The organism is Actinacidiphila yeochonensis CN732 (assembly GCF_000745345.1).
Taxonomy (GTDB): Bacteria; Actinomycetota; Actinomycetes; order Streptomycetales; family Streptomycetaceae; genus Actinacidiphila; species Actinacidiphila yeochonensis.
Window position 1 is genome coordinate 721020 of sequence record NZ_JQNR01000004.1, and the last position, 13130, is coordinate 734149.

The window sequence follows — 13130 nt, forward strand, 5'->3', positions numbered from 1 at the left end:
GTTGCCTCTACGATCACTCCCGCGCAGCCGCACTCGCACGCCTATTCGCCTTGGCGGCCTCGCGCCCGTACCGCCCCCGCACGCTCGCGACGCCGTACGACCCGCTCCTTTCGCAACGCCCCGCCGGGGGACCGACGCGCCCCGCCGGGGGCGCTCCGGCCCGCGGACCGCCTTCCCCACACCGCGACTCGTCAGGAGACAGCCGATGGCTGACAGCAGCACGACGCAGGGCCCACAGGCCGGCCGGCCACTGTCCCGGGGGGGCGACTTCGAGCACCCCCTGGTCTTCTGGCTCGGGGTCCTCGCCTGCACCGCGGGCGTCCTGCTCCACCTGCCGATGTACGTCCAGGCACGCCACATGGGCTACATGATGGTCGGCATGCGCCCGGACGCGCCGATGCTGACCGGCATGGCGCTGATCGTCGCGGGGCTGCTGGCCGTCTTCTACGGGATCGTGCCCCGGCGCAGCGGGGAGATCGCCCGGACCGCCTCCCACCTGAAGGTCACCTCCCTGGACGACGCGCCGATCCGGCGCCAGCACGTCGTGCTCCTGCTGCTGATGTCCCTCGCCGTCACCATCGACGTCATGAAGCCCGCCTCGCTCGGCTTCATCGCGCCCGGCGCCGCCAAGGAGTACGGGCTGAAGTCCCCGGCCAACCCGGCCGGGCACATACCGGTGTCGTGGCTGCCGCTGACCGGCATCGTGGGCACCGTCATCGGCTCCTGGCTGTGGGGCGCGCTGGGCGACCGGATCGGGCGGCGGGCGTCGATCGTGCTGTCCGGCATGCTCTTCGTCACCACGTCCATCTGCGGCACGATGCCCGGCTTCAAGTGGAACCTGCTGATGTGCCTGCTGATGGGCATCGGCGCGGGCGGCATGCTGCCGGTGGCGTTCACCCTGATCGCCGAGATCATGCCGGCACGGCACCGGGGCTGGCTCCTCGTCCTGGTCGGCGGCAACGCGGCCGTCGCGTACGCGGCCACCAGCTGGCTGTCGGGGGAGCTGATGCCCACCTACAGCTGGCGCATCATGTGGCTGATCGGGCTGCCCACCGGCCTGTTGCTGATCCTGCTGAACCGGTGGATCCCCGAGTCCCCGCGCCACCTGCTCGCCGTGGGCCGCGCCGAGGAGGCGGAGACGGTCCTGGCCCGCTACGGCGCCGTCCTGCGGCACACCGGCGAGGAGCCGGCCGCGCCCGTGGCGGAGGGGCCGCGCGGCGGCTACCTCGGGCTGTTCCGCCCGCCGTTCGGCGGGATCAGCGCCGCCATCACCGTACTGGGCCTCGGCATCGGGCTGGTGACGTACGGCTTCCAGCTGTGGATTCCCACCAACCTCCAGCACCTGGGCTACTCCTCCGTCAACTCCGACTACGTGGTGCGCAACGCCGCGCTGATCGGCCTGCCGCTGACGGTCGTCGGGGCCTGGCTCTACGCCCGCTTCGGCAGCCGCCGGACCATGGTGGCGATGTGCGTCGTCACGGCGGTGGTCCTCGGCGTGATCGCGGCCGCCGGCGACTCGCTCGCCCACCACGAACTGCTGCTGTCCCTGCTGCTGGTGGTTCCGCTCTCCGGGATCAGCTCGGTCGTCGCCGTCGTCTCCGGGTACGCCTCCGAGGTCTACCCGACGGCGGTGCGCTCGCGGGGCAGCGGCCTGGCGGCGGGGATGACCAAGCTCGGCGGGGTGCTCATCCTCGCCGTGATCGTCAGTGCCGGGACGGTCCCGTCGATCACCGAGACCGCGCTGATCGGCGCCGCCCCGCTGCTGGTGGCGGCCGTCGCCCTGCTGCGCACCGGCCCGGAGACCAAGCGCCGGCAGCTGGAGGAGATCAGCCGGGAGGTCGCGGAGGCCGCCGGCTGACGCCCCGGCTCACCGGCGACACGTATGCCCCCCGCCGGCCCGTCGCGCAGGCCCCACGCCTGCGCTCAGGGCCGCCAGCGGGGGGCTTCGTCGTCCGGGTGTCAGGGCTGCCGAAGTGGAAGGGGACGGCCAGCTGTGCGGCCAGGGCCCGGCCGCACCGGTCGGCGGCCACGGCGCTGGGGTAGGTCCGGCCGGCCTCGCCGCGTTCCCCTCCGTCCCCCAGGTAGCGGACGGCGGTGCCGTGGTAAACGGTGGCCAGACGCCGCTCGCCGTCGGGATCGGCCGTGACGGCCAGCAGGCGGACGAACCAGTCGTGGACGGTGTCGCCGTCCCACACCGCCTCGACGGCGACGACCCGGCCGTGGCAGCTCTCGGCGCGCGCGGTCAGCGACTCCAGGTCCAGCGGGCTGTCGGGGGTGCGGGCGATCCGGTCGCCGTGGTGGGCGTAGCGGTCGCTGACGATCTGCTGGGCGTCGCCGAGGCTCAGGCCGCGGGCCCGGCCGACGTCGAGAACGGTGCGGACCGCCTGCATGAAAGCGTCCTGGAGCACGTATCCGTCGACCTGTTCGCGGATGCCAGCCGGCAGCCGCTCCCACGACGCGGACGTCTCATCGCCGGCCACGCCGACCCCCTCTCGCGGCGGCCCCGGCGGCCGCTTCCGGTGCGGGCCACTGTAGGAGCCGCACACCGGCGCGGGCGAGGGGATTTCCGTACCCCGGGCGGGTCCCGGCGAGGCCCCGGCCGGACGGACGGGACGGCGCCGCCCGGCGCCCGGGCCCGGCGCGAGCAGCGCCGGGCCCCGGACACAGCGCGACGCCTCAGCCCCTGGGACGCGGCGCGGCCGGGGAGGGCTCCGCGCGCAGCGGGCCGCGTGTGAGGTCGCGCGGCGGCGGCTCCGCGCAGTTGCCGAACCGGCCGCGGAAGAAGAGCAGCCCGCCGTCGGCCGGCCCGAGCCCGCACTCCAGGACGGAGCCGACGAGGATCGCGTGGTCGCCGGCGTCGTGGACGGTGGCGAGCGCGCACTCCAGCCAGCCCAGGCCGCCCTCGATGAGCGGCGCGCGGGTGTGCCGGCCCGGCCGCCACGTCACGCCGGCGAAGCCCTTCTCGCCGCGCGGCCGGTCGTTGTCGGCGAAGTGGCGGGCCAGGTCCTCCTGTTCGGCGGAGAGCACGGAGACGGCGAACCCGCCTCCGGTGACCGCCGCCTCGTGCACCGCCGACCCCGGCTTGACGCAGACCAGGGCCAGCGCCGGGTCCAGCGAGACGGAGGCGAAGGAGTTGGCGGTCATCCCGCACGGCTCGGTGCCGTGGGCGGTCAGCACGGTCACGCCGGTCGCGAACGTCCCGAAGACCCTGCGCAGTTCGGCCGGGTCGCGGGAGACGCGGGCGAGCCCCGGCGGCGGCTCGACGCTCACCTGGCCCCGTCCCCGGTCGGCACGGCGGCCTGGACCGCCGGGGACGGGACCACCGCGGTCCGGACGGTGCTCTGCGCCGCGGCGGCCGACCGTGCCCCGGTCCCGGGGGCGTAGCGGGCGAGGGCGGCGCGCAGCGGCTCGGGGACCCGGGTCGGGTGGGTGGCGGTGTTCGGGCCGGCCATGCAGGCGATGCGCTGGCGCCCGCGGGCGACCAGCTCCTCCACGCCGTCCCGCAGCCGCAGGTAGTCGAAGGCGAAGCCGATCTGGGTCTGCGTGAGGTCCTCCAGCGTCATCCGGATGGACAGCTCGTCGAACGCGGAGATCTCCGCGAAGAACTCGCACGAGCAGCTGAGCGTGAACAGCTTCAGGTCGCCGCGGATCTCGTCCAGGACGGCGGGGGCCTCGTCCCGCAGGAACATCTCCCGGCAACGACCTTGCCAGCGCATGTAGTTGACGTAGTAGACGTTGCCGACGAGGTTGGTCTCCTCGAAGCCGACCAGGTGCCGGTACTCGTAGTAGTCGCTGTGATCGGTCATGTCACTCCCAGTCCGCAGGGGGAGCGGCGCGGGTGCCGGGCCTCCCGGCCCGGCACCCGCGCCGCGGCGTTCAGCGGTCGGCCGCCGCCATCAGGCTGAGGACCACCGGCTCCGCGACGCCGTTCAGGGCCGTCGCGAAGGTGGCGATCCGCGCGTTCCCGGAGCGCAGCAGCACCCATCCGCCGCTGTCCGGGCCGGTGTCGGCGGCACCGCCGAGCGCGAGGTCCGCACGGGCCTCGCCGGCCTTGCGCAGGCACTCCACGGCGCCCCACACCCGGGTCGCGGCGAGGGAGAGGTCCTCACCGCGCTCGGCCGCCAGCAGCCGGGCCAGGGCCAGGCCGTCGGCCCCGAGCAGGCCCGCCCAGTCCCGGTCGGAGCGGTGGGCGGCCGGCTCCACGTCGCACGCGACCCGGCCGGCGCCGGCCACCGCGAGCGTCACGCCCGCGCCGTGGGAGGCCGAGACGGTGAGCGCCCCGTCCACCTCCGGGCGGCCGTCCGGGCGGTACCGGACGACGGCCGCCGGGTCGCCGAGGGCCACCCGCAGCGCCCGCTCGGTGGCTCCGCGCCGCGACGCCGTGCCGCCGCCGGACGCGTCCCCCGGGCCGTCCGGGGTCCCGTCCGCCGCGCCGTCCGGGTGGACGGCGCACCGCAGTTCGGCCGGCAGCACCACCGGCGTGCGGCGTTCGAGGAACGGCCCGAGCAGGGCCGGCACCCACGGGCCGCTGCCGTCCTGCTTGCGGACGGCCTGGAGCCGCAGCCCCTCCCAGCGTTCGAGCGGCCGCCCCTCGGGGTCGAGGACGTCCAGGTCGTACACGTAGGAGTCGCCGTCGCGGCTGCGCTCGCGGGCCCGCAGCAGGACCTGCTCGGCCGCCGCGGCCCGCTCGGGATCGGCCAGGGTCAGCCGGTCCACCGCCGAGGGCAGCAGGGTGGCGTCCGGGACGCAGGACTGGAGCGAGTGCATCAGCGCGTCCCGGGTGCCGGGGTCGGCCAGCACCAGGCCGGCCGGCAGGTAGCCGCTGAACCACGGGGCCGACGGCCGGGTGGAGATCTCCGCGGTGCAGCCCTTCGCCTCCAGCGCCCGGTACCCCAGCAGGCGCTGGAACCGGGCGCCCTGGAAGAGGACCGGGCCGTACAGCTGCGTCGCCGGGTCCACCGGCACCCGGCCCCCCTCCGCCGCCGTCCCGTCCGCCGCCGTCGCCGGCTCGTCCGTCGCCGCGCCGTACCGCAGCACGGCGCGGAAGTGGTCGGCCTGGAAGGCGGTCTCGCTGCTGCGGACCACCGCCCGCACCGTGCCGCCGTCCTCGGCGAGGACCGCGACCCGTACGGTGGTCGACCCGTCCACGGGGACGACGATCGGCCGGACGAACTCCATGTCCTCCAGCACCGGCGTGCCGCGTCCGGGCAGCAGCGCCTCGCCGGCCTGGGCCATCGCCTCCATGCCGATGACGGCCGGGAAGAGCAGGTCGCCGTCGAGCAGGTGGTCGGCGAGGTACGGGTCGGACGCGGCGCTGAGGTCGGCGTCGGCCACCAGCTCCACCTCCGGGTAGTGCACCCGCACCCGCTCGGTGAAGCGGCGCAGGGGCAGCTCCCGCTGCTCCAGGGTGATGGTGGGGAGCCCCTCGGCGCGGCCCATGACCACCGTGCTGGTGGGCACCGACGGGTCGCACAGCAGCTGCTCCAGGAACGCGATGCCCTGGTCGGCGGGGATCGGCGAGATGCCCTCCCGCATCAGCGACTCCAGCACCCCGAGCCGCTCGCCCATGCCGGCGCCGGACCACACCGACCACTCCAGGGCCAGGCAGCGCAGCCCCGGGAACTCCTCCTGGGTGCGGAGGGTCAGGTCGGTGAGCCAGTCGTTGGCGACGGAGTAGTCGGCCTCGCCGCGCAGGCCGGCCCGGCCGATGATGCTGCCGAACGTCACCAGCAGCCGCAGGGCGGCCGGGTCCGCGGCGGCCAGCACCGCCTCCAGACCGCCGATCTTCGGGGCGAGCGTGGCGCGGAACGCCCCCTCGTCCAGTGCGGTCAGCGCGTGCGGCTGGTTGCGGCCCGCGCCGTGCAGGACGGCGGTGACCGGCCCGAAGTGCGCCTTGACCTCCTCCACGGCCGCCTTGACGGCGTCCGCGGCGGTGACGTCGGCCCGCAGGTAGCGGAAGCGCAGCCCGGCCGCGGTCATCCGGTCCAGGTTCGCGGCGAGTTCGGCGTCCTCGGCCGGGTCGGAGCGGCCCAGCAGCGCGACCGCCGCGCCGGTGCCGCGGGCCAGCGACAGGGCGCACTCCGCGGTGATGCCCTTGCCGCCGCCGGTCACCAGCAGCACGTCGTCCGGGCCGAGCGCCCGCGCGCCCTCGCGCGCGGCCACCGGCAGCGGGCGCAGCACCGGTACGGCGCGGCCGCCGGCCGCGTCGTAGTGGACCTCGCTGAAGCCGGCGGTGGCCGCCACGTCGGCGGTGATCCGCTCGGCGAGCGCCGCGGCCCAGCCGGGGTCCGGCGGCGCGGCCGGCAGCGGCACGACGACCACCGTCGTCGCCACCGACGGCGCCTCCAGGTGCAGGGACTTGGCCAGCCCCGCCGCGCCGCGCCGGTCGCCGACCACGACGAACCGGGTGCCCTCCGGGGCGATCCGCCCCAGCGCGGCCCGGGCGGCGGCCAGCATCACGCCGACGTGCCGCTCGTCGCAGTCCCGGGGCAGGAACAGCAGCACGCCGCCGCCGAGGCCGGCCCGGCCGAGCGCCCGGCGCAGCTCCTCGGCCAGCGGGTGCTCCCCGCCGGTGAACAGCTCCCACTCCCCGCCCGGGCCGGCGACGGCCGCCGCCGGCTCCGGCTCCGCCGGGACCAGGTCCACGGAGAAGGCCCGCACCCACGGCCCCACCCCGGCGACACCGGCCCGGGAGGCGTCGTCGTCCCCGGCCGTCTCGCCGAGTTCGTCGAGCATCGCGGCCAGCTCCGTCAGCGTGGACGTGGCGTACGCGGTGGTGGCCACCGGCGCCGACAGGCCCAGTTCGCGCACCGCCTGGTTGACGATCTGGCCGACGGTGATCGAGCTGAGGTGCAGTTCGTCGACGGGGTTGCTGTCGGGGGTGACGGCGTCGAGCGGCAGCTCCGCCCGCTCGGCCGCGAGCCGCCGCAGCAGGTCCACGGTGCTCTCCCCGTCGGGCGCCGTGCTCTCGCCCGCGGTGTCCGCCACCGCGCTCCGCGGCGCGGGCACGGACGACGGCACGGGCGCCTGCAGCGGCGCGGGACGCGGCACCGGCGCCGTCCCCGGCCCGGCCGGGAGCGCCGCCACGGTGTCCCGGGGCGCCGACTCGCACGGGTTCTCCAGGAAGGAGAACGTCCGGTCCAGCGGCATCGGCCGGGTGAACCGGCCCTCGAACAGGGCCGCGTGGCGCACCGGCGCGCCCAGCGCGAAGGCCGCCGCGACCGCGTTGAGCAGCCCGGCCAGCGAGTCGGAGTCGGTGTCCAGCGAGATGGCCGGCAGCGCCGGCGCGATCTCCCTGGCCAGACCGCTCAGCACCCGCCCAGGACCGACCTCCAGCAGCAGGTCGACCTCGTCGGCGAGCCCGGACACCGCCTCGGTGAACCGGACCGGCTCCACCATCTGGCGGGCCAGCAGGTCCGGGACGGCCGTGCCGTCGGGGATCGTGCCGCCGGTGACGGTGGAGAACACCCGCCGTTCCAGGGCGCCGAAGGCGGTGCCGTCCAGGTGGGCGCGCAACGCCGTCGAGGCCGGGGCGACCGCCGGGGAGTGGAAGGCGTGCGAGACCGCCAGCCGGGTCGTCACCAGGCCCTGGCCCGCGGCCCGGGCGCACACCCGGTCCACGGCCTCGGCCGGTCCGCTCACCACGGTCTGCGCCGGGCTGTTGTAGCCGGCGATCACCACCGGCTCGCCGTCCAGCAGCGCCCGGACGGTGTCCGAGTCCGCCGCGACGCCCGCCATCGCGCCGCCGCCGGCGCTCTCCTGGGCCATGAGCCGGCCCCGGTCGGCGGCCGTGCGCAGCAGCGCCTCCTCGTCCATCGCGCCGGCCCAGTGCAGCGCCGTCAGCTCGCCCAGGCTGTGCCCGGCGGCGCCGGCCGCCTCGATGCCGAGCAGCTCCAGCATCCGCAGCCCCGCCGCGGAGGAGGCGACGATCCGGGGCTGCGCCACCGCGGTCGCCACGAGGTCCTCCCCGGCGGGCATCCGCAGCGAGCCGTAGAGCGCGTCGACGGTCTCGAAGCGGCGGCGCAGCGCACCCCCGTCAGCGCTGCGCCCCGTGCCCTGGCCCGGGAAGAGGAAGCCGATCCGCGGCCGGGCCGAACCGCTGCCGAGGAACACCCCGCCGACCGGGTCCAGGGCCGAACGGGCCCCGCCGGCCACCAGCGCGGACAGCGCCCGCAGCCGGGTGGCGGCCGCCTCCGGCGTGGCCGCCACGACCGCGGCGCGCACCGGCCGTCCGGCGAGCTCCTGCTGGAGCGAGGCCGCCAGGTCCGCCAGCTCGGCCAGCGACAGCCGGTCGCACAGCGCCGCCGCGGACTCCGCGCGCTCGCGCAGCTCCTCGGGGCTCGCCGCGTCCAGCAGCAGCACCTCGGTGTCCTGGCGCGAGCGCACCAGGGCGCGGGTGACCTTGCCGACGGACGTCTTGCGCACCCCGTCGGCGTGCTCCACCACCACGTGGGCGTTGATGCCGCCGAAGCCCATGGCCGACACGCCGGCCCGGATCGGCTCGCCGGCCGGCCACAGCTCGGCCGACTCCGCCAGCCGCAGCGCGCGGTCCGGGCCGGTCAGCTCCGGGTGCGGCTGCAGGCCGCCGGTGGCCGGCGGGATGACCTGGTGGCGCACCGCCAGGATCGCCTTGATCAGGCCGGCGACACCGGCCGCGGCCTTGGTGTGGCCGATGTTGGCCTTCACCGAGCTGATCGCGGCCGGTCCGGCGTCCGGTCCGGTCGCACGCCGCTCCTCCGACAGCGCCCGCAGCTCGGTGGCGTCGCCCACCGCGGTGCCGGTGCCGTGCCCTTCGAGGTAGCGGACGGAGTCGAAGCCGAAGCCGGCCATCCCGTAGGCCCGGCGCAGCGCCAGCCGGTGCCCTTCGGCCTCCGGCCGGGTGATGCCGCCCCGGCCGTCGGAGGACATGCCCCAGCCGGCGATGGTGGCGTAGCGGAACCGGCCCTCGGCGACAGCGTCCTCGTCCCGCATCAGCACCAGCATCCCGCAGCCCTCACCGGGCCAGAAGCCGTGCGAGCGGCGGTCGTAGACGCGCATCTCCTCCGTGGCCAGAGCGCCGGTCTTGGCGAAGCCGATCAGCTCGAACGGGTCGAGGCTCAGGTCGACGCCGCCGGCCAGCGCGGCGTCGACCGCCCCGCCGGCCAGGGCGTTGCAGGCGGTCGCCACGGACAGCAGCGAGGAGGAGCAGGCGCCGTCGACGGTGTAGCCGCCGCCGTTGAGGTCGAAGTGGTTGCAGATCCGGCCGGCGATGGTGTTGGCCAGGCCGCCGGCCAGGGTGTCCTCGTTCGGCGCCGGGAACGGCTCCTTGAAGCGCTCCTCCAGCTGCGGCAGGAACGCGGCCAGCGCGGCGTCGTCCCAGCCCTGCTCGCGCAGCGCCGCGCTGACCGTGCGGCGCACGTAGGGCCAGCGCAGCCGGGTCAGGCCGGCCCGGGTGAACTCGCCGGCCAGGCTGTTGCCGACGACCACGCCGGTGCTGCGCCGGGGCAGGCCCTCGCCGCCGGGGAAGCCGGCGTCCTCCAGCGCCCGTGCGGCGGTGTCCAGCGCCAGCCAGTGCGTCATGTCGGTGGAGCGGAAGGTGCTGCCGGCCACCCGGTACTTCACCCGGTCGAAGGAGAACCCCTCCAGCACGGCGGCCTTGAGCGTGTTGAACCGGTCGGGTGCGGCCGGGTCCGCGGCGTAGTAGTCGTCGAGGCTGGTGCGCTCCTCCGGCATGCGGCGGAAGGCGCGGCGGCCGGCGAGGATGTTGCGCCAGAACTCGTCGGGGGAGTCGGCGTCCGGGTATCGGCAGGCGACCCCGACGACGGCGATGCGCTGAGTGCTCACGCGGCCACCGCCCCGTCCGTCGCGGGCTTGGCACCGCCGCCGAGCCCTTCCGCCTCGCGGCGCGCCCGGCGGCGGCCGATCAGGTGTGCCGTCCACCAGCCGAGGCCGCGCAGCAGGCAGACCAGGCTGGTGGCGAAGAAGAGGGTGTACACCACGTTGAACTCCATGAGCACCGCGTAGACGAGGGCGACGGAGGAGCCGAAGGCGAACTGGTTGCGCGCCTTGGAAGGGGTGGTCCCCGGGTCCGAGATCATGTAGTTGGTGAACAGCACGAACGCCACCCCGGTCATCGGGCCGAGAGCGGAGAACAGGGCCACGCCCCAGATCGCGTGCCGGACGACGGCCTGGATGAAGAACGTCCCCAGCCAGCCGACGATCAGCGGGGTGCGCTTCGTCAGCAGGCCGTTGATGACGGTGCCGGCGGTCATGATGACCAGCGGGATCATCACCCGGAAGTAGGTGTTGGCGTTCTCCGTGAACTGGTACGGCGGCGCGATGCTCAGCCAGGAGCCGAAGCACAGCAGGGAGACCGTGATCCCGAAGTTCGACGGGTTCATGAAGTGCCGCATGCGGCCCGCGACCGGCGCCTGGAAGGCGTGCTTGCCGCCCACGCCGACGACGACGCCGAAGACGACCGCCAGGAGCTGGTTGTTGGTGTAGAGCAGCATGTTCACCGCCAGGGCGGTGATGTGCGCCGGCAGCAGGAACTCGTAGACGCCGCGCGCCCCGCGGCCGAGGAAGCGCGGTGGCCGGCGGTGCGCCCAGCCGCTGACGATCTCCAGGAAGAGCTCCGTCGCGTAGCCGCAGCCCACCGCGATGAACGGCCATATCCAGGGCTGCTCGAAGCCCAGCATGGTGTAGCCGAAGGCGTTGAGCACGCTGATCGAGATGGCGAAGTTGCGCAGCGCCAGGTAGCGGGGGTCGGGCTTGGCCTTGGCCGGAACGGGTGGCTGCCGCAGTCCGGCCGGCTGGTCGTGGAGTGTGGTGGTCATCAGCTGGTGACCTCTCGGGCGTCAGTGGACAGCATGAGGGAGTGGGTGCCCGGCTTCAGCTGGAGCGTCTGCTGGTGCAGCGCCCCGTTGGTGTCCCGCCACTGGATCTGGGCGCTGACCGGACCCATGTAGGACCCGAGGCCGAAGTGCACGCCGAAGCTGCGGTAGCCGCCGTGGCCGCCGCCGCCGTCCAGCTGGGAGACCTGGGTGCCGGACGGGGTGGTGATCCGGACGGTCGCGTCGTAGGCGGGCGAGCCGAGGTTGCACAGCCCGGAGCGGACCGGGTCCGTGCTCGTGCCCATGCCGGAGTCCATGCCGGGTTCCGAGGCCGCCTGGCCGGAGTCGATCGGCCGGTACAGGTTCAGGTCCAGGTAGTCGCCGCGGTCTGCGGCGGTGTTGGCGTAGAAGGCCGGCGGGCCCCACTGGCGGGCCACCGCGAAGTCCAGCGCGCCGGTCCCCGTGGTGTCACCGGTGGCGATGGCGCGGGTCGGGGTCTTCACCGCCAGGCCCACCTTGGAGCTGATGTTGGCGTACTTGCCGTTGGTGCCGGAGCCGGTCCGGGCGTAGAAGGCGAGCGCGTCGTCACCGGAGACGTCGTCACCGGGCTGCACCTTGGGCCACATCTTCGGGTTGCCGAGCAGGTCGTCGTTGGTCATGGCCATCTCCTGCAGCCAGTTCCAGCGGTCGGTGGTGCCCTTCACGAACCCGTCGGCCTGGATGATGTCCAGGTTGCCGTCGTTGAGGAAGTCGCCGGTCTTGACGTCCCAGGACCAACCGGTCCAGGCCACACCCTCGGCCTGCGCCTTCTGGGTGAAGGGGGCGACGCCGTCCGCCAGGTCCTTCTTCATCTCGGCGCCGCTCTTCGTCTGGTTCATCCAGGCGAAGTTGCTCTCCTCCAGGCCCCAGGCCGCGTCGATGTTGCTGACCATCATGTCGAAGCTGCCGTTGTGGTCGAGGTCGGCGAAGTCGACGCCCATGCCCTTGAAGGAGTCCTTGCCGAGGACGAAGGACTTCGGCGTGGTCGGCGTGCGCTTGCCGGTCGCCTCGGAGAACCTGATCTTGCCCGGCGTCGAGGTGTTGTACAGCAGGTGGTCGTGGCCGAAGTCGTTGGCGATGTACAGGTCGGGCAGGCCGCCGCCGGTGAGGTCGCCGCCGGCGATGGCGAGCGTCCACCCGGACGACGCCGCGTACGGGATGGCCTTCTCCTCCTCGGCGAACGACGCCGTCGGACGGCTGCCCGTGGTGGCGCCGGTCCAGCGCAGCACGTGGTCGCCGCCGGCGTTCTTGGCGGAGGAGAGGGTGTTGTTCATCACCACGTTGTCGATGCCGTTGGGATCGAGCACGTCGGAGTCGGGGAAGTAGTTCCCGATGACGATGGACGGGTGGCCGCTGCCGTCGAGGTCGCCCACGTACGCGGCGTCGGTGTTCCACCGCGGGCCGTGGTACTTGCCGTCCACGGTCTGCGACGGCACCACCTCGACCGGCTGGTACGAGGCGTTCGCCACGGTGGTCGCGGAGGACTTGGCCAGGAACAGCACCGGGGTGCGGCCCCAGTAGGTCACCAGGAAGTCGTTGCGGCCGTCCCCGTTGAAGTCCCCGGGCGTGCAGCCGGTCGGCGCCATGGTGTCGTCGACCGGGAGCGGCGCGGCGTTGAGGACGAACGGGGTGAACCTGTCACGTGCGCGGGCGGTGGGGGTGTACGTCACCACCACGTCGTTGGTGCGGGTGTCCACGATGCACATGCCGTCCGCCAGGCCGTGCCCGGTGACGTCGTTGATGGCGATTCCGGCGCCCACCGACGAGATCCACGAACGGATCTGCTCGTAAGCGGGATTCACGGTCCGCACGGTGTTCATGTGCTGGTTGTCGTACCCGGGCGGCATGGCGATGGGCATCTCTTTGAACCCGTACCGGGCGGCCGTCTTGCTGCCGTCCGGCGCGGCGACCGAGATCCTCACCGCGGAGAATAGGATGACCAGCACCACCATCGTCACCGCTGCGGGAACCGAGCGGCGAAGTCGCTCACCTACCGACACTGCGCTCTCCAGTCTCCGAAGTTGCTGCGAAGTGAGTCCGAACCTTTCCGAGGATGTATTCCGCGCGCCGTTTCGGCACCTCTCGTATTGCCGTTCCCCTACACGGATTCGGCGGCGGAGAAATGCGCAAGGAAAAAGGTGCTGAATGCCGCGCGGTGTTCGGATGATGGCGCTCCGGTGCCACACACGGATTCACGGATTCCCGGGAAGGCGGCGCACGCCCACCGGGAGGCGAAGAGGAGGAACCGTTGCATCCGGAAACAGCGCAGACACGGGAGGC

At 74.2% G+C, this 13130-nt stretch carries 7 protein-coding genes; 1 reads left to right on the forward strand and 6 read right to left on the reverse strand.

The genetic code is table 11. The features are described from left to right. Positions 1–205: 205 nt before the first annotated feature. On the forward strand, positions 206–1858 hold the full coding sequence (locus tag BS72_RS09810; protein WP_051950883.1) for an MFS transporter: 1653 nt from the start codon (positions 206–208) through the stop codon (positions 1856–1858). Here BS72_RS09810 and BS72_RS09815 read toward each other — a convergent pair. The 6 genes from BS72_RS09815 to BS72_RS09840 all read right to left on the reverse strand — a co-directional run bounded on the left by BS72_RS09815 (position 1827) and on the right by BS72_RS09840 (position 12772). Continuing rightward, positions 1827–2480 carry a hypothetical protein gene (locus tag BS72_RS09815; RefSeq protein WP_198545837.1) on the reverse strand — a complete coding sequence of 218 codons (654 nt, stop codon included), beginning with the start codon at positions 2478–2480 and terminating at the stop codon, positions 1827–1829. The two genes, BS72_RS09810 and BS72_RS09815, sit on opposite strands and share 32 nt — an antisense overlap. A gap of 196 nt (positions 2481–2676) precedes the next feature. After that, entirely contained in the window at positions 2677–3270 is a 594-nt protein-coding gene (locus BS72_RS09820; RefSeq protein ID WP_063836014.1) for a flavin reductase family protein, read from the reverse strand. Beyond that, a complete protein-coding gene (locus BS72_RS09825; RefSeq protein ID WP_051950884.1) occupies positions 3267–3806 on the reverse strand; it encodes an acyl-CoA thioesterase in 540 nt (179 codons plus the stop codon). Before BS72_RS09825 ends, BS72_RS09820 begins: the two co-directional genes overlap by 4 nt. Positions 3807–3876: 70 nt before the next feature. Then, positions 3877–9822 (reverse strand): type I polyketide synthase, encoded by a 5946-nt coding sequence (locus BS72_RS09830; protein WP_037908724.1) that lies wholly within the window; start codon positions 9820–9822, stop codon positions 3877–3879. After that, positions 9819–10814 (reverse strand): hypothetical protein, encoded by a 996-nt coding sequence (locus BS72_RS37995; RefSeq protein ID WP_051950885.1) that lies wholly within the window; start codon positions 10812–10814, stop codon positions 9819–9821. Before BS72_RS37995 ends, BS72_RS09830 begins: the two co-directional genes overlap by 4 nt. Further along, the gene (locus BS72_RS09840) at positions 10814–12772 is read right to left on the reverse strand and encodes an ASPIC/UnbV domain-containing protein (protein WP_322942179.1); all 1959 of its coding nucleotides are present in this window, start codon (positions 12770–12772) and stop codon (positions 10814–10816) included. Before BS72_RS09840 ends, BS72_RS37995 begins: the two co-directional genes overlap by 1 nt. Positions 12773–13130 lie beyond the last annotated feature (358 nt).